The 18,516-nt window shown below is 61.0% G+C and carries 16 protein-coding genes and 1 tRNA gene; 7 read left to right on the plus strand and 10 right to left on the minus strand.

The genetic code is table 11. The features are described from left to right. The first annotated feature begins 66 nt into the window (after nucleotides 1-66). The 3 genes from ACMGFM_RS00085 to ACMGFM_RS00095 all read left to right on the plus strand — a co-directional run bounded on the left by ACMGFM_RS00085 (nucleotide 67) and on the right by ACMGFM_RS00095 (nucleotide 3,464). Nucleotides 67-1,218 (plus strand): thiolase family protein, encoded by a 1,152-nt coding sequence (locus tag ACMGFM_RS00085; RefSeq protein WP_436900226.1) that lies wholly within the window; start codon nucleotides 67-69, stop codon nucleotides 1,216-1,218. Then, a complete protein-coding gene (locus ACMGFM_RS00090; RefSeq protein ID WP_436900227.1) occupies nucleotides 1,215-1,589 on the plus strand; it encodes a Zn-ribbon domain-containing OB-fold protein in 375 nt (124 codons plus the stop codon). Before ACMGFM_RS00085 ends, ACMGFM_RS00090 begins: the two co-directional genes overlap by 4 nt. Nucleotides 1,590-1,691: 102 nt before the next feature. Next, nucleotides 1,692-3,464: a PAS domain-containing sensor histidine kinase gene (locus ACMGFM_RS00095; protein WP_436900228.1), complete on the plus strand. Its 1,773-nt coding sequence runs from the start codon at nucleotides 1,692-1,694 to the stop codon at nucleotides 3,462-3,464. Between the two features lie 31 nt (nucleotides 3,465-3,495). On the opposite strand, the gene ACMGFM_RS00100 is transcribed toward ACMGFM_RS00095, so the two are convergent. From ACMGFM_RS00100 to lonB, 3 genes are read right to left on the minus strand one after another with little or no spacing between them, the layout of a single operon-like run. Further along, complete coding sequence (locus ACMGFM_RS00100; protein WP_436900229.1) at nucleotides 3,496-3,921, minus strand: dCTP deaminase/dUTPase family protein; 426 nt, start codon at nucleotides 3,919-3,921, stop codon at nucleotides 3,496-3,498. A gap of 41 nt (nucleotides 3,922-3,962) precedes the next feature. After that, nucleotides 3,963-4,874 carry a CPBP family intramembrane glutamic endopeptidase gene (locus ACMGFM_RS00105; protein ID WP_436900230.1) on the minus strand — a complete coding sequence of 304 codons (912 nt, stop codon included), beginning with the start codon at nucleotides 4,872-4,874 and terminating at the stop codon, nucleotides 3,963-3,965. Nucleotides 4,875-4,876: 2 nt separating this feature from the next. Next, nucleotides 4,877-7,096 carry an ATP-dependent protease LonB gene (lonB, locus tag ACMGFM_RS00110; RefSeq protein ID WP_436901722.1) on the minus strand — a complete coding sequence of 740 codons (2,220 nt, stop codon included), beginning with the start codon at nucleotides 7,094-7,096 and terminating at the stop codon, nucleotides 4,877-4,879. A 204-nt stretch (nucleotides 7,097-7,300) separates the two neighbouring features. Between lonB and ACMGFM_RS00115 the strand changes: the two genes are divergently transcribed. Then, a complete protein-coding gene (locus tag ACMGFM_RS00115) occupies nucleotides 7,301-7,804 on the plus strand; it encodes a nicotinamide-nucleotide adenylyltransferase (protein ID WP_436900231.1) in 504 nt (167 codons plus the stop codon). Between the two features lie 87 nt (nucleotides 7,805-7,891). Then, the gene (gene dnaG, locus ACMGFM_RS00120) at nucleotides 7,892-9,235 is read left to right on the plus strand and encodes a DNA primase DnaG (RefSeq protein WP_436900232.1); all 1,344 of its coding nucleotides are present in this window, start codon (nucleotides 7,892-7,894) and stop codon (nucleotides 9,233-9,235) included. Here dnaG and ACMGFM_RS00125 read toward each other — a convergent pair. The 7 genes from ACMGFM_RS00125 to ACMGFM_RS00155 all read right to left on the minus strand — a co-directional run bounded on the left by ACMGFM_RS00125 (nucleotide 9,232) and on the right by ACMGFM_RS00155 (nucleotide 17,531). Next, complete coding sequence (locus ACMGFM_RS00125; RefSeq protein WP_436900233.1) at nucleotides 9,232-9,654, minus strand: GNAT family N-acetyltransferase; 423 nt, start codon at nucleotides 9,652-9,654, stop codon at nucleotides 9,232-9,234. The genes dnaG and ACMGFM_RS00125 overlap by 4 nt on opposite strands. A gap of 2 nt (nucleotides 9,655-9,656) precedes the next feature. Further along, complete coding sequence (locus tag ACMGFM_RS00130) at nucleotides 9,657-10,997, minus strand: DUF92 domain-containing protein (RefSeq protein ID WP_436900234.1); 1,341 nt, start codon at nucleotides 10,995-10,997, stop codon at nucleotides 9,657-9,659. Between the two features lie 48 nt (nucleotides 10,998-11,045). Next, nucleotides 11,046-11,798, minus strand: a complete 753-nt coding sequence (locus tag ACMGFM_RS00135; protein ID WP_436900235.1) for an NAD-dependent protein deacylase — start codon at nucleotides 11,796-11,798, stop codon at nucleotides 11,046-11,048. 36 nt (nucleotides 11,799-11,834) lie between these two features. Further along, on the minus strand, nucleotides 11,835-12,815 hold the full coding sequence (locus ACMGFM_RS00140) for a DUF368 domain-containing protein (protein WP_436900236.1): 981 nt from the start codon (nucleotides 12,813-12,815) through the stop codon (nucleotides 11,835-11,837). 148 nt (nucleotides 12,816-12,963) lie between these two features. Next, the gene (locus ACMGFM_RS00145) at nucleotides 12,964-16,215 is read right to left on the minus strand and encodes an oligosaccharyl transferase, archaeosortase A system-associated (RefSeq protein WP_436900237.1); all 3,252 of its coding nucleotides are present in this window, start codon (nucleotides 16,213-16,215) and stop codon (nucleotides 12,964-12,966) included. Nucleotides 16,216-16,276: 61 nt separating this feature from the next. Continuing rightward, on the minus strand, nucleotides 16,277-16,741 hold the full coding sequence (locus ACMGFM_RS00150; protein WP_436900238.1) for a DUF5804 family protein: 465 nt from the start codon (nucleotides 16,739-16,741) through the stop codon (nucleotides 16,277-16,279). A 109-nt stretch (nucleotides 16,742-16,850) separates the two neighbouring features. After that, entirely contained in the window at nucleotides 16,851-17,531 is a 681-nt protein-coding gene (locus ACMGFM_RS00155; protein ID WP_436900239.1) for an enoyl-CoA hydratase/isomerase family protein, read from the minus strand. A gap of 61 nt (nucleotides 17,532-17,592) precedes the next feature. Here ACMGFM_RS00155 and ACMGFM_RS00160 point away from each other — a divergent pair, with 61 nt between their 5' ends. Further along, nucleotides 17,593-18,288, plus strand: a complete 696-nt coding sequence (locus ACMGFM_RS00160) for a DUF7114 family protein (protein ID WP_436900240.1) — start codon at nucleotides 17,593-17,595, stop codon at nucleotides 18,286-18,288. A gap of 60 nt (nucleotides 18,289-18,348) precedes the next feature. Further along, nucleotides 18,349-18,420: transfer RNA gene (locus tag ACMGFM_RS00165), tRNA-Thr, on the plus strand. Nucleotides 18,421-18,516 lie beyond the last annotated feature (96 nt).

The following is an 18,516-nucleotide window of genomic DNA, read 5'->3' on the forward strand; positions in this document are numbered from 1 at the left end:
TATCTGTCGATTGCGCTGGCTCCCAGCCACCGAAACCGACACAATCCCGGGGTGAGCAGGTGGGGTATGGACGTTGCAGTACTCAGTGCCTCGATGACGCCCTTTGGCGAGCGCGACGCCTGGATACAGGAGTTACTCGCCGAGGCCGCACTCGACTGTCTTGATGACGCAGACGTGCACCCAGACGCGCTTGACCACGTGTATGTCTCGAATATGGCCAGCGGTGAGTTCGAGGGCCGAACCGGCGTGATGAACGCGCTCGTGGCTGATATCGGTGCGACGCCAGCCTACGCACAGCGTGTCGGCCAGACATCTGCCTCTGGCGGTGCAGGACTATACGCCGCCTGGCAGTCAATCGCCTCCGGTGCCAGCGAGATGACACTCCTCGTCGGCGGCGAGAAGATGACACACACCACCACCGGCGACTCCTCGGACATCATCGCCTCGCTCACTCATCCTGTCGAGTACAGCCACGGCGTGACGCTGCCCTCCTTTGCGGGGTTGACTGCCCGGGCGTATCTCGACCGCTACGATGTGCCCAGAGAAAGTCTGGCTGAGGTGGCCGTGAAGAACCACGATAACGCCCTCGACAACCCGAACGCCCAGTTCCACAAGGAAATCACCGTCGACGATGCACTCTCCAGTCCAGTCGTTGCTGACCCACTCAGGCTGTACGACTACTGTCCGGTGACAGACGGCAGCTCTGCCTTGCTGTTCTGTCCGGTTTCGGTCGCCGAGCAGTACACCGACGATTACGTCGAACTGAGTGGTGTGGCGGGCGCGAGCGACACCCACGTCGTTCACGAGCGCGAGGACCCAACGTGGATGGGTGCTGTCGCCGAGAGCGGGCAACAGGCCTTCGAGATGGCCGACTGCGAACCCAAAGATATCGACGTAATGGAGCTTCACGATATGGTGACGCTTCTGGAACCGCTGGAGTTGGAAGCACTCGGATTTGCTGACCGCGGAGAGGGGTGGCGCTTCGCTGCCGAGGGCAAGACGACCCGCGACGGTGCGTTGCCCGTCAACACCTCTGGTGGGTTGAAAGCCCGTGGCCATCCTCTCGGGGGGACTGGTGTTGCACAGGCAGTCGAAGTGTACGATCAACTGCTCGGCCGGGCAGGGAAGCGTCAGGTCGCCGCCGACCGTGGACTCACCTGTAACGTCGGTGGCTTTGGCAACTGTGTGACCACGGCAATCTTCGAGAGGGGAGCATGACCGACGACGAACTGCTCGCTCACGAGTGTCCGGACGGCCATCTGACCTATCCCGGCCACGCTCGCTGTCCCGAGTGCGGAGCGGAACAGACTGGCACCCTTGACCTGTCGGACCGGACTGGGGAGGTCGTCACGTGGACGACTGTCGGCGCGTCTCCAACTGGCGTGCGCGAGCCAAATCCGCTCGCCATCGTAGAGTTTGGGGTCCAAGAGCGGACCGTCCGTGTCATTGGTGGCACAACTCACGATGTCGAAGTTGGTGACACGGTCGAACCGGTCTTCGTCGAGCAACTCCGCGACCCGGCGGTAAGTATTCGGGCAACAGAGAGCCAGTCCTGGAGTGGCTACCGGTTCGAGCCAGTTGACGGGTGAGCGACTGGTAGCGACGCACACTGCCAGTGTACTCATTTTCAGGTAGCTGGCATTGAATACTTATGTAACTGGATTAACTACAATTAGAGAACCGGTCTCACAATGACACTGCTCTCAGACACGATTCACATACTCCACGTGGACGACGAGCCTGACTTTGCAGACCTGGCTGGGACGTTTCTTGAACGCGAATACGAGCAGTTTGCCGTCGAGACTGCGACCAGCGCGAGTGAAGGCCTCGATTATCTCGCGGCCAACCACGTCGACTGCATTATCTCTGACTACGACATGCCCGGCCAGAACGGGATCGATTTTCTCGAAACCGTTCGAGAGGACCACCCTGACCTTCCGTTTATTCTATTCACCGGCAAGGGCTCCGAAGCAGTTGCCAGCGACGCTATCTCGGCAGGCGTCACTGACTACCTGCAGAAAGAATCCAGTACGAGTCAGTATGCTGTGCTCGCGAATCGGGTTCGCAACGCTGTCGAAGCATTCACTGCCCAGCGTGAGCACCAGCGCAACCTCGAAGCTATCGAGTCTGCACAGGAGGGGATTGCCATCCTCCAGGACGAACATTTCAGCTACGTCAACCAACAGTACGCTGACCTCTATGGATACGAGCCCGAGGAAATCGTTGGCGAACACTGGGAACTCGTTTACCCTGACGATGATGTCCAGCGAGGGCACGAAGAAGTGCTCCCGGCAGTGAGGGAAACAGGCCACTGGCAGGAGAAGACGAGAGGCGTCCGTGCGGACGGAACAACGTTCATGAAGACACATACGCTCTCTCTGACCGACAGCGATGACCTCGTCTGTACCGTCCGGGACGTTACCGAGCGCGAACAGCGACGGAAACGCCTCGAAGAAACGACAGCGCGTCTCGAACTCGCAGTCGAAGGCGCAAATCTTGGCGTCTGGGACTGGGACATGCGGACTGACGAGGTGCAGTTCAACGAGAGATGGGCGGAGATGCTCGGCTACACACTTGACGAAATCGACTCCAGCCTCGACGCGTGGGAAGACCGTATTCACCCGGACGATATCGACGACGCGATGGCGACGTTACAGGTGCACATCGATGGCGAAACGGAGTACTACGACAACGAGCACCGACTGCGAACGGCGGACGGCGACTGGAAGTGGATTCGTGACATTGGGCAGGTTGTTAACCGGGACGACGCGGGTGAGCCGGTTCGCGCAGTGGGAATCCATCTCGATATCGACGAGCGCAAACAACGCGAAGAAGAGCTTGAACAGGAAAAACAGCGCCTCGAAGAGTTCACGAGTGTCGTCTCTCACGACCTGCGAAATCCACTGAACGTCGCGAGCGCGCGGACAGAACTTGCACAGAGCGAGTGTGACAGTCCGCATCTCGACGACGCGGTCGGTGCACTCGACCGGATGGAAGAACTGCTCGATGACCTGCTACGACTCGCACGCAGCGGTGACCAGATTGACGAGGTGGTCCCAATCGATATTTCTGAACTCATTGCAGATTGCTGGCGGAACGTCGAAACTGGCAACGGGACGGTGATGACTGATATCGAGCGGACGATTCGTGGCGACCGGAGCCGAGTGAGCCAACTCTTCGAGAATCTCTTCTGGAATGCCGTCGAGCACGGCGGGTCGGAGGTGACAGTTACTGTCGGTGAACTGGCGGACGGGTTTTACATCGAAGATGATGGCCGGGGTATCCCCGAGAAGCACCGCGAAGAGGTCTTCGAGCCCGGATATTCGACCGTGGAGGACGGGACTGGATTCGGACTCTCGATTGTAAACCAAGTCGCCAACGCACACGGCTGGTCGATCAGTGTGACTGATGGCTCCGACGGCGGCGCTCGCTTCGAGGTCACTGGCGTCGAATTTGACGACTAATTCGATACCGTCTCCCGGCCCAAGACACTCATTAAGGGGTTGCCTCAACAAGTGTCGAGACACGGGCGTTTTCCTTGAGTCTAATTCCGCTGTCGCCAACTGACAGCGGGACGCGTGGAAGACTCGTCACTGACAGCGTCGGATGAAACGCACCGCGTTCGAGCAGTTCGGTCCGCGTCTGGACGGTGAACGACATCTCCGAATCAGTGAGTGACTCGTTGTATTCGAGCAGGTACTGGCCGGCCTCGAGACGCCACCACTCGTAGTCGTCGTCGGGATTGCGCTTCTCGCTGTCGTGCGGCGTGGTGTCGGCCGCTTCGAGCTCACCGCCGCCGAAATCGACCCGCCCGGGGCTGGTCACCTCGTAGAGTTCAGCGACAGTCAGGTCGAAGCCCCGACCCTCGCTCTGTGTTGGCTCGTGGACGATACCGTCGAGAAACTGGCTGTACTCGACCATACCGAACGTGTGCTACCAAGGCACAAAAATCCGACCGCAGCTCACAGGTCAAGACCCAGATACTCGTGGACGAAAAACTCCATCGCGTTGACCACATAGTGCGCGACGACGACGACCAGCAGACTCCCGGTAAGGATGTAGCCGCCTGCGAGGACAAAGCCAAGGAGACCGGTCACGACGACCCCGACCCGGCCCTGTGCGCCGTGACCGAGCGCGAAGGCCAGCGACGCGACGACGGCGAGCAGCCACGGCGAGACGCCGAAGAAGGTGGCCGGAACCCCAATCAGCGCAGCGCGGAAGAGCAGTTCCTCCGCGATTGCGATGAGTGGCAACACGACCCCGAACAGCAGTACCCAGCCACCGGCGGATGTCGGTGCGAGCATCTCACGAACGCCCTCGTCGTAGGCCGCTCCAACCGCGTCGGCGAGGTTCGTCGCGAGTTCGTTCCCGGCCCACAACAGGACTCCGAATCCAACCCCGACACCGACGCCCAGCAACCCGGTCGACAGCGGCGCTGCCGTGACGCCGACTGCGTCGATTGGGATTGCGAAGTAGAGCCCAGCCGCGATGATGACGCCGGCCATCAGCCCCTGCGTGGCTGCGACGTTCGCGATTACCATCGCTGGCGTCAGTTCGATTTCTTGGGGCGGGTCGGGGTCACGAATCTCTGCGTCTCTCGGGTGGGTTGGGCTGTTGATTGTGGGTTCCTCTCTGGGGCTGAGGTCTGTGACTTCGTTTGGCACTGCTCGTTGCTGTGCAACGCCTTCGATGGGCTGTTCGATGACTGCATTCGACGACTGGGCGACCGCTTCACTCTCGGTCTTCGCTGGGTTGTCAGTGTCAGCGACAGACTCCGAACCAGATTGCAGCAGGTCTGCTGATTGTCGTGCGAGTACAAGTAATCCGAGCGTCAACGTCGCCGCAACGAGAAGAAACGGGACCGGCTGTGCCACAGTTACTGTGGGCTTGGGCTGCCGCCTGCGCCGACTTCACGCTGTTCGAGCGCGCGGCCGGTAATCGATTTGAGTCGGTCGACCAGCGAGTCCTTCTCGGGTTCGCCGGCCAGTGCGACTTCGAGTACCTCGGAGATGTGTGAGACCGGAATGATCTCGACTTGCTCCTTGTACTCGGGCTCGATCATCACGTCCTGTTCGTTTGCTTTCGGGATGATGATCTTGTCGATGCCGGACTTCGCGGCGGCCTCGATTTTGTGCGTGACACCGCCGACCGGCAACACGTCGCCACGGACTGACAGCGAGCCAGTCATCGCCACGTTTTGCTCGATTGGGATATCCTCGAGTGCGCTGATTACTGCTGTCGCGACCGTCACCGAGGCTGAGTCGCCGTCGACGCCGCCTTCACCGACCTGGACGAACTGGATGTGGATATCCTTCTCCGAGATGTCCTGGTCGGAGAACTTCTTGATGATGGCGCTGACGTTCTCGACGGCCTCCTCAGCCATCTCCTTCAGCTGGCCGGTGGCAATCACTCGGCCTGGGCCCTGCGAGGGCGCGATTTCGGCCATCACGGGCAGGACAATACCGGAGTCCTCGCCCATGACTGCCAGCCCGTTGACCCGGCCGACTGCGCCGCCCTCGTTGACGGTGAGTTCGTAATCTTTCCGGCGCTCGATGAACTCGTCGGCGAGCTGCTGTTCGATGGACCGCGAGCGGCCCTTCGCCTGCAGCACGTCCTCGCGCTCGGTGTGGTCTTTGCCCTCTGCACGGGCAATGTCGCCCGCGACACGGACGAGGCCACCGAGATTACGCAGTTCGAGCGTGAGGTGGTCCTTTCGGCCCGCACGGCGCTGGGCTTCGAGGATGATCTCTTCCATCGCCTCCCGCGTGAAGTGTGGCAGGCGACCGTCTTTTTCGACCTCCTGGGCCACGAAGCGGGCGTACTTCCGGCGCATCTCCGGCGTGTCGTCGATGGTGTCGTCCATGTACACCTCGTAGCCGTAGCCTTTGATCCGCGAGCGCAGCGCCGGGTGCATGTTTTCCATTGCGTCCATGTTCCCCGAGGCCACCATGACGAAGTCACAGGGCACCGGTTCGGTCTGGACCATCGCACCCGAGGAGCGCTCGGACTGGCCGGTAATCGAGAACTCACCCTCTTGAATTGCGGTCATCAGCTTCTGCTGGGACCGAATGTCGAGGGTGTTGATCTCGTCGATGTAGAGCACGCCCTTGTTGGCCTTGTGGATCGCACCAGGCTCAACACGGTCGTGGCTCGGCGTCTCCATGCCGCCGGACTGGAACGGGTCGTGTCGAACGTCGCCCAGCAGTGCACCGGCGTGGGCACCCGTCGCGTCCTCGAACGGCGCGGTCTGCTGGTCTGCGGTGTTGACCAACAGGTTCGGCACCATCGCGTCGTTGCCACGGGAAATGTACCTGAACGCGAGGTAGATGATCCCTCCAGCGAGGATGCCGAGCAGAATCTGCTCGACGATGATCAGGGCGTATCCCAGAATGAGGGCAATGATGATCCACATGATCACCGTCCGCATCTGGTTGCGCTTGCGCGCCTCCTCCTTGTGGGCCTCCACAATTTGTTCGCCCTTTCCGGCCGGAACCGTCCGGACTTTTGGCTCGTTGCCGTCGTCGGGGTTGTGGTAGACGAGCACGTCCTGCAACTCCTCTTTGGGGAGCAACTGGCTCATTGCCTTGGCCAGCATCGACTTCCCTGTTCCGGGCGAACCAATCATCATGACGTGACGGCGCTGTTTGGCCGCCTTCAGGACGATATCTCGGGCGTGGTCCTGTCCGATGACTTGGTCGACCAGTCGGTCAGGGACACTGATTCCGTCGGACGTATCGACTTTGAGGCCGCCGAGCAGGTCGTCGTCTTCGATCTCCTCGTCGATCTCCATATCCTCGTCGACGTCGCTCCCGAGGGCTTCGTCGAGGGGGTTTTCACTGTCGGCGTCACCGGCGACCGTTTCGGTCTCTTTCGGGTCCGGCATTGTGCCGTCTTCGGGTGCATACCCCTGGGAGTCGGAGGTCCCGTTTCTGTGCGTTTCACTGTCTTCACCGGCGGGGTCGTCCGCTGGTGGGTCAGTGTCCGCTTCACTCACCGTCTCGGTCTCCGACTCGTCCTCTGGAGAGCCAGCAGTGTCGGCGTCGACTGCCGAACTGGCCGATTCCTCCTCGGCGTCGGAGACCTCGTCGGCGTCCATTTCCCGGTCGGTTTCCGGGCCATTTGATTCCTTGCTCATACAGTGGTTACTATACCTGTTTTCAAGGGCTGTCTACTGATATACTTTCTCCCCACTATCACGTCCCTGAACGGCAAAATGGGTTTGAGAGCCTCTCTACTTGCCAAATGGGTTGTTGTGTCGAACACCGACCATTCATATAATCTGCGTCCAAACCAGATGGTAATGGCTCCCTTCCGAGGCTGTCTGATCGGTCGGTTCCAGCCGTTTCACAGCGGGCACCGCAGACTCGTCGAACGTATCGCCGCGGATGTCGACGAACTGGTCGTCGGCATCGGCAGCGCGGACGCATCACACACCAGACGCAATCCCTTCACTGCAGGCGAACGCGTCATGATGGTCCGCAAGACGCTGGAGCCGTACGATCTCACTGACTACGTCGTTCCCATCGAAGACATGGACCGCAACTCAGTGTGGGTCAGTCACGTCCAAAGCATGGCACCGGAGTTCGACGTCGCCTACTCGAACAATCCGCTTGTCGTCCGGCTATTTTCGGAGTCCGGCATCGAGGTCAAACAGACCGAGATGTTCGACCGCGAGGCGTTGAAAGGCAGTGAGATTCGTGACCAGATGGTCACCGGCGGCGACTGGCGACAGCATGTCCCCGAACCAGTCCAGTCTGTTATCGACGAAATCGACGGTGTGGCCAGACTCCGCGAAATCGAGTGAGAGACGGTTCTGTCCCGCCACTTATATGACTCTACCAGACGTATCTATTGATAACAATAGCGTCTCGTCCGACGAAAGTCAACTCATATGCCACACTCAGCAAAGTATATCATTCACGCGGATGTTCGCACCAGCGGGGTTGTCGAGCGGAGTGATGTCGTCGGCGCGATTTTCGGCCAGACAGAGGGACTGCTCGGAGAAGATATGGACCTCCGGGACCTGCAGGACGCCTCGAAAGTCGGCCGAATCGATGTCGACATCGACTCTGAGGGTGGGCGCTCGTTCGGGACGGTACAGATCGCAAGCGGGATGGACCGCGCAGAGACGGCCGTGCTGGCTGCTGCACTCGAAACAATCGAGCGAGTTGGCCCGTGCCGGGCGAACTGCTCGGTCATCAAAATCGAAGACGCTCGGGCCGCCAAGCGCCGTGAGATTGTCGACCGCGCGACGGAGTTGCTCGCCGCCTTCGAGGACGAACAACTCACCAGCGAGCGCCTCGTCGAAGAAGTTCGCGAACGCGTCCGCGAATCTGAAATCACCGAGTATCGTGGCTTTCCGGCCGGCCCACGTGTCGCTGACAGCGACGCGATAATCGTCGTCGAGGGCCGTGCCGACGTGCGGAAACTACTCTCTGCCGGCGTCAAAAATGCCATTGCCGTCGAAGGAACAGACGTTCCCGACGAAGTGGCCCGACTCACACAGGACCGGACGACAACAGCGTTTCTCGACGGCGACCGAGGTGGCGACCTGATTCTGCGAGAACTCGAACAGGTGGGCAGCGTCGATTACGTCGCCTTTGCACCCCGAGACCGCTCCGTCGAAGACCTCGACCGCGCTGCAATCATGGCCGCACTCCGCAAGAAGGTTCCCTACGAGCAGGTTGCCGAGGAAATGACCGCGCGTGAGGCGTTCGCACCGACAGACGGCGGCACTGTGACGGAGGAGCCAGTCACTGACACTGAGCCCCAACCCGGAACTGATGCTGCTGGCAGTCAAGCGGAGACAGAGGCTGTGGTCCAGTCTGATGGGCACTCGGCCGCGCACCCGGACGCGACGGCCGCGGAACCGTCGGCGACTCCAGCCGACGACGAGGCGGTTGACCAACAGGAGACTGCCGAGGAGACCAGGCAAAAACCAGCGACACTGGGCGACAACATCGAGGCTGTAATCGAGGCCGGCGCTGGCACTGTCCGACTGCTCGACGCTGAGTTCGCCGTCCTCGCTGAGGTAGACGCTGCGGACGCCTTCGCAGCCATCGAAGACGCCACGGACGTTCCACACACTGTTGTGCTCGATGGCCCTGTGACCCAGCGACTGCTCGATATCTGCGCACAGCGCGGTGTTGGACGAATCGTCGGTGCCGAGACCGGCGAGTTCGTCAAACAGCCAGCAGATGTCCGCGTTCACGCCGCTGCCGACATCGAATACTAGAGCTCGCGGATAAGCAACAGTCCGTCGCCGTCCTCGAATTCCTCCGGCAACTGTTCTTCGACTGAAAAGCCGTGGTCATCGTAAAATTGCCGGGCGTCGTCGTCGATAACACGGACTGTCAGTGCCAGCCGTTCGTAGCCGTCCTCGCGCTGGTCGGCACAGAGATACTCGAGCAGGTCTGAGCCGTAGCCCTGTCGCTGCTCGTCGGGGTCAACTGCCAACTCTGTGAGATACACTGTCTCCTCCGGTCCGGGCATCACGATAGCGTAGCCAACCGGCCGGTCAGTAACTGCGACGTACAGCGGCGGAAACCCGCCGAGCGCGCAGTCGAGCAACTCCCGCCAGGGTTCAGCAAGTACCTCCTGCTGAATCGCACGGAGGCGGTCACCGTCAACTGCTGTTGTCCGTGTCACGTTCATGATTAGAGTGTGAGTCCGACCCCGGCTGCGAGCAGTGCGCCAGCGAGTGCAGCCGCCAGCGTTGCGAGGAAGTTGACGCCCTGGTTCCCACAGAGCCAGCCTTCGATTGTCGCGCCGAGCAGGCTATCGACGGTCATCCCGACGACACCGGCAGCAACGACGACTCCGGCTCCCAGCGCAGTGACGGGCTCGAAGGCGACGAAGGCAATGCCCGCGACGATTGCGGCCCCGCCGGCCCCGACAAGTTCGCCCTGCCAGGTCACTGCGCCATCAGTCCCCGGCTCGACGACACGGAGGGTCGTGATCAGCCGTGGGTTGTCGAACAGGCCGCCGACTTCACTGGAGAGGGTGTCGGCGAGCGCTGCGCCGACTGCGCCGGCAAAGGCGAAGAAAAAGATTGCCTCCGGGACACCGAGACGCCCACTGGCTGCCGCCCCGACGACGGCAAACAGCGCGACCAGCGAGTTCGCGAGGACGTTCCCGCTGCCGCGTGCGCCCTCGTTCTCTTCGGCGATGCCGCGGTCGAGTTTCTGGTCGTACTGGTACTTCGAGGCCAGTCCACCGATTCCGAAGAAGGCAATCAGCATTGCGAACCAGCCGTAACTTCCGAGGACGATTGTCAACAACCCCAGCAAGACGCCGGTTAACATGCCGGGCAGTGAGGCGGTATCGAGTGCGAAGGAAGCGTAGCCGAGCACGACAGTCACAGCCAGCGCAACAGCGATCCGCGTCGTCGAGATCTCGACCGGGAGCGCGCCGAGAAACCACAGCAACAAGACGACGCTGACCATTACGAGCACGTCATCACGTTTGAACAGTACTTCTCGGAGCAGTGCCGCGAGCAGGCTCCCGCTGGCAGCGAGAAAGGCAATCGTCTGCCACGTTCCGGGGAGGGCTGCAACACCGGTTGCGATTGCCTGGGCTGCGCTGCCGGCGAGAAAGCCACCGCCGACGAAGCCAGCGGTTGCGAGAAACGGGTCGCCGGTCCAGTATCGCACAGCCTGGCCGACGAGATTGCCGACCGAAAGCAAAAGCACTGCTCCGACGTAGATGGCGGCTGGCAACTCGAACTCCACAGCTAACACAGCCGTCCCAGCAGCCGCGAGCGAAAATCCAGCCAGCCCGTAGAGCGCCCCGTCGCGGCGGTCACCGGGCCGCGCAAATAGCTCGAAGAGCACCGTATCGGTATCGACGACGAGTGCGGCGGCGGCGACCAGCAGGAAGGGGCCAATCGCCATCAACGTTGCCACCGCTGGCTCGCCGACGCCGTCGACCACCGGGACGACGAATGCCAGCAGACTGACAACCATGAACGCGCCAGCACGTCTAACGGGGCCTGTCACTACCGCCGGCTATTGCCGAGTAACACTTACCTTTTCCGAAGCGCCTTCTCAGCTAGTCTCTACTACCGCCTGAATCTCCGGCAGCACCGCGGTCACATCCCCGCGAATGTCGAAGGCTGCTGTCTCCGAGACTGGCGTCTCTTCCAGATTGACAATCGCCAGCGTCGCACCCCCTCGCTCGGCGATTTGGGGTAACGACGCTGCGGGTTCGACCGTCAGCGAGGAGCCAACTGCCAGAAACACGTCGGCGTTCTGGGCGTACTGTTTGGCCCGCTGGAGCGCGACGCGCGGGAGTTGCTCACCAAATAAGACCGTGTCTGGCTTCAACACGCCGCCACAGGACGGACATTCCGGCGGGAGCTGTCCGTCCGCAATTTGTCCCTCTGCCAGTTCCAGCGGCTCTTTCCCGTCACAGCTCTCGCAGGCCACACGCTGGCCGTTGCCGTGGAGTTCGACAGTGGAGGAACCAGCGGTTTCGTGTAGGCCGTCCACGTTCTGGGTAATTACCGTTTCGAGGTGGCCGGCGGACTCCAGCGCGGCCAGTGCGTCGTGGGCGGGATTCGGCGCGATGTCACCGCTGAACAGTTCCTCGTACAGTTCGATGCGTTTCTCCCAGAACGCCGCCGGGTCGGCCCTGAACTTGTTGTAGTGAAACTCAGAGGGGTCGTACCGGTCCCAGATACCACCTTCGCTACGGAAGTCGGGAATTCCCGAGGCTGTGCTCACTCCGGCTCCGGTAAATGCCACAACTGAGTCGGCCCCTCTCACTGCTTCGGCGAGTGCAGAAATCTCGTCGGTCATATCTGGTTGTGGGGGCTGACACGCAATGATGTTTACTCAATATTCGAGGTCTGCCGTCGACCAGTCCAGCGCGAGTACGAGAGCAGCGCCAACCACGGCAGCGACGACAACACCGAGGATGTCGGCTGGCGCTCGTCCGGTGGCAGCAAGCACTTCGACGACTGGCAGTCGAAGCGAGCCAACCATCAGACTCACGAGAAAGGCAAGCGTCGCTCGGCGGTAGTTCTCGAGAGCCCACCTGACTGCGTAGGCAACAGTAAAGACGCCGACGGCAGCACCGGAGAGGAAGGTCCCGATCACCATGCTATCCTGCAGCAGTTGTGCAGTAACGCCGTCAATCACGACCCGTAGTAATCCGTCGACGAATCTGTTGAGGGTACTCGTCATGGTGTTGTACTGCCCCAGCAAGAGGAGAATGAACGCACCGGAGATGCCCGGGAGCAACATCCCACTAATCGCGAGCGCGCCGGCGACGAACAAGATTGGGAACGAGCTTGGGACACCCGTGCCGCCGGAGATTCCCGCGACAATGAAGGCAATCGTGAATCCGGCAACGGACGCGATGACCTGTCTCGTATCGCCGAACCACTCCCGCTCGGCGAGCACGATTGCCGACGCGCCGATCAGCCCGAAAAAGAACGCAAAGGTCGGCCCCGGAACCGTTTCGAGTGCGGCTTCCACGACGCGAGCAAGAATAATGACTGCCGTCACCATCCCGCCACCCAGGGCGAGCAAAAACGGCACGTCCATGTCGCGAATGTCGGCAATCAGTGCGCTCCGAGCGTCTGCCTGGTGGAGGGAAGGGAGATAGCCAAGCACTGCTGGGTCCAGCGCAGTCAGCGCGGCAATTAGTCGCTCGTAGATGCCAACGATGAGCGCAATCGTGCCGCCGGAGACACCCGGCACGGCGTCGGCACTGCCCATCGCCAGCCCCTTGCAGTAGACGACCAGCAATCCGCGCAGTTTGGAGCTTTCGCCCTCTGTTGCCTCTTGTTCGCTCACCTCTTCAGTCGTCACGATAGCCCACCTCTCCACGCCGGATGCTCGTGGTGCTCAGACTGGCACCTCAACGGTCTCGAAAAGAGCAACGAACTCAGCTGAGTCGGGTCTTGCACTGTCCTGTCGATCCTTCGGTGCCAGTTACGTAATTCGTTGTCTGCCGCGTTCAACTGCCGACGTTGTTCTCGACAGCGACGGTGAACGACCCGACGCTGTTGGCGTCGACGACGATACTCGGCTGGTTGGCTTCGGGCGCGTGGCTCAGTTCGACTGACTCACCGGCCTGAATGCTGCGGTTGAGCGTGAACCGGACTGTGCTGTCGCCACTCGCGTCAACGCCGGTGATTTCGACGGCCTCGCCGTCGGCGGTCACCGTCGTATCCTCGATTGCGTCCGAACTACTGGTGACGGTGACGTTGCCAGCGAGACTGACCGACACCTCATCGGCCGGGTTGCTGACAGCCGCGGATTCGACAACCTCGGAATCGTTGCCAGCGTCAGGCTCCTGCTGTGTGAGTTCGACTGTCGTCGGCTCAGTATCCGCGGTGACTACCTCCTCCTCGGTCACCTCGATGCCGCTGGCGCTGAACTGCGTGCCGTCCGCACCGCTGGCGCTGATCTGGTAGGTGCCGTTCGCGCGGGCGCTGACGTTCGTGTGTCCGTTATCGACACCAATCTCGTCGTATCCCGTCGTCGAGTACGGCACAGTCGTGCTGAACTCGCCATTCTCGTCTGTCTGGACGCGCTGGGTGTACTGGAACTCGTTGCCGTTTGCTGGCTCGATTGGCACACTGAGTGTCAGTGTCCCGTTCTCTGGACCGTTCTCGCCCTGAATGGTCTGGCCGGGCACGCGCTCGAAGGTTTTCAACCACTTCGGATTCGTTCCGGTAAGCGCCTGCTGGGCCTGCTGTTGTGCGAGTGCCTGTAGCTGCCTACTGTTATTCTGGCCGCCGAACAGCCCGGAGAATCGGCTCTGGTAGGCACCGACAATTCCCGACCGCCGCAGGTCACGCTGGACAACCGATGTCCGGGCAAAGCTGACGCCCTTGTTTGCGAGTTCCTGTGCGTCCGAGGTGTCCCCGCGTGGTACCGCCGATGTCTCAGACATGTGAACGACCCGGAAGTGATCAAGTGCTTCAACCCGCTGTTCTGGGAGCACGCCGACACCACCAACCTGCCGCGTTTCCGCCTGAGATGCCCACTCTCGCGCCTCGCTCATACTCTGGAAGCCTTGCACGTTCTGTTGGACGGTTGGCCGTCGGTCGACGCCGATTGGCTGTGGCGCACGCGAACTGCCGTGATAGTGGTACAGCCGTGCGACCATCGAGTTATAGTAGCGCTGGTCGTGTGCGATGAGCTCAGTCGCCCTGAACAGACCGCTGGCGGAGGTGATCTGTGATTCCGGGTTGATGACACGCTGGTAGAAGTCAGTTCGACTGTACTCCTCGCTAAACTGGACCGGTGCGAAGAATTTCCCGCCGACCTGTCCTTCAGTCTCGACCATCTGCCAGTCGATCATTACGTATTGCGTCTCTGCATCTTCTCCCTCGTCGAATTCCTCTTCGAGGTGTGTGAGTGCCTCAGACTCGTTCTGTGCGAGCAGGAAGTCAGCGGCGGGCCGTGCGCCCTGCTGGAACGGATTCGCGTTCGGGATCCGCTCTGCCCGGTTTGTTATCCAGTGGCCGTAGTCCCACCACGACAGCACGCCGTAGGACCCCTCAGGGTAATCGTAGTCGTCTGTCCGGTCGTATTTACCGAAGTAGTCCATTACCTCGCCATCGGGATTGTTGTACTTCCCAGGTTCGGGCGTGTTCTCTTCCATCCAGGTGAGACTCTCGTCCCAGACGATGACGTTGCCTGGTTGACTCAGGTTGTCCGCTCGGTCCGTGGCTGTCCGGTCGAGTCCGACGTAGGGCAGTCCCATCAGCGGCACGAACATCACCATCACGACGAGGGCGACAGTCAGCACCTGATAGACTTCGATGGTGGATTCATCGCTGTCTGGTGTCCCGATGGTCTTGATCATGAAGCCAGCGAGGACGGCGTTGAGTGCGCCAATCGGCACGACGAGATAGTTCCCAAACCGTGTCTGGGTCAGTGTCGCAGCGACCATGAACGCAAGCCAGAACACGAGTAGTAGCTGCTGACTCTCGGGTTCTTTCTTGAGTGCCTGCCGCCCGAGAACGATAACAGCGCCGATGACGGCGGTCACGATACCGAGCCCGTATCGCTCGTAGAAGTACGCCTGCGGGTCCGCCGGCGGCTGTGCCTCGCCAATTGTTCCGGCGGCCGTCCCGGGCGAGGTAATAAACCCGAAGACACGGTCGACCTGTGAGAAGAAGAAACTGAACAGGTCAGGAAGAACGAGGGCAACGAAGCCAATCCCAACGAACAGTGTCACGGCGACAATTCCCGGATACGCTGACCGGGAGAGGTCCCGGCTGTCGACTTCTCGGGAGAGCCAGGCGAGGAAAATCAGCCCGAAGACGACGAGAAACGCAAGCCCTGGCAGGAGGGCCGACCGGGTTGTAACGGAGATTTCGAGGGTTCTCGTGGACCCAAGCTGGAGGATACCCGCCGTCGAGAGGCTGATAATCCCGACCACTGCCGTGTGTTCGGGACTGCGCCTGCGGACGTGTTCGAGACAGAGGTGGACTGTGAAGAAGACCGCGAGAATACCGAACAGCCAGACGCCAGGCGGCCATGCCCAGAGGTACATCGACATCGCGACGCCGGCGAGTAGCGAGTAGCTGATGGTCTTCCGAAGTGTCGAAATCTCACCGGCTGCGAGCAGTTCGTAGACCGGTTTCTCGTCTTCTGCTGCGGAGAGGGCCACCATAATCCCGAGTACCGACAGCGCCATAAACAGCGCTTCTGCGGAGTGATGCTGGGGGTGGCCGGCCAGCGTGAACTGTAGTAAGCGATCTGGTGCGAGCGCAATGAATCCGATGACAGTCAGTCCTCCAACCCGACCGCCAACGCGACGGCCAATCAGGTACCCCGGCACACAAATCGCGAGGGCAAACAGGACTGGTGTGAACAGGACGACGTGGTCGAACAGGTTACTGCCCGGCGAGCCCAGGCCCACGATGAGGGCAATCAGCGCAATAATTTGGTCGAACAGCGCGCCGAACTGTCCCGTTGCGGTGCCGTACGGGAAAAATGTCCACGGGTCATAGGGCATCGTCCCGAGGAAATTCTCCGTGGCGTACTCTGCGGAGCGGTGGTTGTACCAGGAGTCGTTACCGCTGTAATAGACGGTCCCCTCGTAGACGAAATTTGACCAGTTCCGAATTCGATTCCAGAAAAGGAACCCGATCAGGACGGCCAGCACTGGGTAGTGATAGAACTCCGTCAACCAGTCCAGTACCGCCCGTGTTTCGGAGTCGTCTGCCAGTTGTTCCCGCCAGTTGCTCATTAGCAGATGACAGAAGCAGTGTGCGCATAAGCCTTATGTAATGCACTGGCGGCGGGTTGTCTCAGGCACCGAACTCCGATTCAGTTACCCTGACAGTCACGGTTCGGTCAACCTCACGCAGGTCGTATTCGGGAATCTCTGCGCCGGTTCTGGTGACCAACATCGGCTCGACCAGTTCTGGTGGCTCCGTCTCCTCGTCGACGCCGTACACGCGGAGAAATCGCTCGCTTTCGGCTGGCGTTAGCTCGTCGTTTCTGATTGCCGTGGCGAGGTCACGAGAGAGCCACTCTTCGTCGCTGACTGATGGCTCCAGCACGAAGGCGTCCGCGACGAATCGGATAAGATACCAGTCGAGGTCGTTCAACAGCGAGACTGCTGCACCGAGACTGACGGTTTCGACGGCGAGTGTGTTCGCGTATAGCTCGGTAATGTCGTACGCCGCCAGCGCGTCACGAGCAGTCTCACGGGAGAGCAGTTCGTACTGCAGGTTTGTCTCCGACTCTCCGACGAGACAGACACGAGTCATGGCCCGGCCCCTCTCGCGAGGCGACTGCTCGCTCGTGTCTTGCTGGTCGCCGGTTGTCCTCTCTTCATTCGTGACACACTCCACCGCGGTTGCTCAAAGTGGTTTCGCACTATTTTGCCTCGAAGGCGTCGATGAGGCTCGCAAACGCTTCCTGTTCGCGCTGGTGCTGGGTCGGGATATCCGCTCGGTCGCGGATTCGCTCCTTGATCGCTCGCATTGCACCCGGGTCGTTCTCGGCGAGTTCCTCGGCAACCGTCCGTGGCTGGTCGACAATTCGACTGCACAGTCCGTGCTCGTAGGCCTCTGTCGCGTCGAGCACTCGCCCCGACAGCGAGATATCGAGTGCGATTCCTTCACCGACGACTCGGGGGAGTCGTGCTGTTCCGCCCCACGCGCCGAACAGCCCGAGTTCGACGCCGCTCTCGGCGAACGTCGCGTCTGGTGTGGCGACCCGAAGGTCACAGGCCAGCGCGAGTTCAACGCCGCCGCCCCGAGCAGCGCCATCGACACCTGCGATAACAGCACCGTCGTACGATTCCAGTGCCTGCCCAACGGACTGGCCTCGCTGTGCGAACGCCGCTGCAGAGTCCTCGTCGAGCGAACGGACCGCCTCTAGGTCGGCCCCCGCACAGAAGGCGTCGCCGGCACCGTGGAGATACACCACTGGCTCGGTTGCCGTTTCAACTGCCGCCTTGAGGTCGTCCAATCCAGTCCGCGTCAGCGCGTTCCGGCGGTCGGGCCGGTCGAGTGTAATCTCCCGGACACCGTCGGTGACTGCTGTGGTAATCATGGACAGTCTTCTGGCGGTTGTTTCCAAAGTTCTTTGCCTTTGCTCCCGCTATACAGGTGTAATGGACGAAGCCGGGGCGACGCGTCAGGCCGCGCTCGGTGCCGTGCGGGATGTCGAACCTGCGGGGTTGCACGAGCGGATTACCGAATGGCTCGACCAGAGCTCGATGGTGCCAGGCGTATTGACGATTCGATTCGCACGCGCGACAACTGATTCGCCGACAGCACACACCGAGTCGCAGCCAGGCGGTGACGAGCTTGCAGACCCAGTCGGTGAACGTGCTGCAGGCGTTCAGCTGATCTACGATGGGCTTCGCCTCACGCGCCGACTCGCACACGACGAGCCGTGGGAAACCGGCGGCGGAGACGACGCTGACCTGGATATTCTCGTCGCGGACGTACTCGTTGCCCGTGGTTTCTATCTGCTGGCCAAGACAGACGCCGCCGAGCGGGCCGTCGAGACAGTCCGAGCGTTCGGTCGTGACCAGACTCGCCAGCAGGACAGCGGTGCGGACGGGCTGGACCGAAACCTCGAAACTGACGCCCTGGAACTGGCGGCGGCGGCCGGAACTGCCGTCGGTAACCGTGCCCTCTCGCCGAGTGTCACCGGCTTCGCTGCCGAGTTGGCCGACGAACTGGCAGATGACGACTTCCCGCCAGCGGAGGAGTTGCTCGCTGGCGTCGACGCCGAGCGCCTCCGTGGACTGACCGCAGAACAGGGCGGCAGTGACGGCCTGACGACGTCGGTTGATGATTGATAGCAGGGCCGGCGTGAATCGAAACGTTCAAAGATGACTCGCCGCAACCTGTGAGTGCGTGCCTGGGTAGCTTAGCGGTAAAGCGCGTCCTTGGTAAGGACGAGACCCCGGATTCAAATTCCGGCCTAGGCTTCCGGCGTTTCAGCGCCTCTCTTCCCATTTTACGCCCTTCTTGGGAGAGAACAAATGGAACTCAAGAACGTTACGTTTCACTACACGGCAACCCCG

It is taken from the genome of Halovenus halobia, assembly GCF_051414135.1.
In the GTDB taxonomy this organism is placed as follows: Archaea; Halobacteriota; Halobacteria; order Halobacteriales; family Haloarculaceae; genus Halovenus; species Halovenus halobia.

Excerpts from the sequence above, each read along its gene's own strand:
- ACMGFM_RS00155 (WP_436900239.1), bottom strand. The coding sequence starts at position 17,531 with ATGATTACCACAGCAGTCACCGACGGTGTCCGGGAGATTACACTCGAC.
- lonB (WP_436901722.1), bottom strand. The coding sequence starts at position 7,096 with ATGGACGCCGACGAGGTCTCCGACGCCGAGGAGGAATCGGCCAGTTCG.
- dnaG (WP_436900232.1), top strand. The coding sequence starts at position 7,892 with ATGCCACACTCAGCAAAGTATATCATTCACGCGGATGTTCGCACCAGC.
- ACMGFM_RS00160 (WP_436900240.1), top strand. The coding sequence starts at position 17,593 with ATGGACGAAGCCGGGGCGACGCGTCAGGCCGCGCTCGGTGCCGTGCGG.
- ACMGFM_RS00145 (WP_436900237.1), bottom strand. The coding sequence starts at position 16,215 with ATGAGCAACTGGCGGGAACAACTGGCAGACGACTCCGAAACACGGGCG.
- ACMGFM_RS00095 (WP_436900228.1), top strand. The coding sequence starts at position 1,692 with ATGACACTGCTCTCAGACACGATTCACATACTCCACGTGGACGACGAG.
- ACMGFM_RS00150 (WP_436900238.1), bottom strand. The coding sequence starts at position 16,741 with ATGACTCGTGTCTGTCTCGTCGGAGAGTCGGAGACAAACCTGCAGTAC.
- ACMGFM_RS00125 (WP_436900233.1), bottom strand. The coding sequence starts at position 9,654 with ATGAACGTGACACGGACAACAGCAGTTGACGGTGACCGCCTCCGTGCG.
- ACMGFM_RS00100 (WP_436900229.1), bottom strand. The coding sequence starts at position 3,921 with ATGGTCGAGTACAGCCAGTTTCTCGACGGTATCGTCCACGAGCCAACA.
- ACMGFM_RS00085 (WP_436900226.1), top strand. The coding sequence starts at position 67 with ATGGACGTTGCAGTACTCAGTGCCTCGATGACGCCCTTTGGCGAGCGC.
- ACMGFM_RS00135 (WP_436900235.1), bottom strand. The coding sequence starts at position 11,798 with ATGACCGACGAGATTTCTGCACTCGCCGAAGCAGTGAGAGGGGCCGAC.
- ACMGFM_RS00090 (WP_436900227.1), top strand. The coding sequence starts at position 1,215 with ATGACCGACGACGAACTGCTCGCTCACGAGTGTCCGGACGGCCATCTG.
- ACMGFM_RS00115 (WP_436900231.1), top strand. The coding sequence starts at position 7,301 with ATGGCTCCCTTCCGAGGCTGTCTGATCGGTCGGTTCCAGCCGTTTCAC.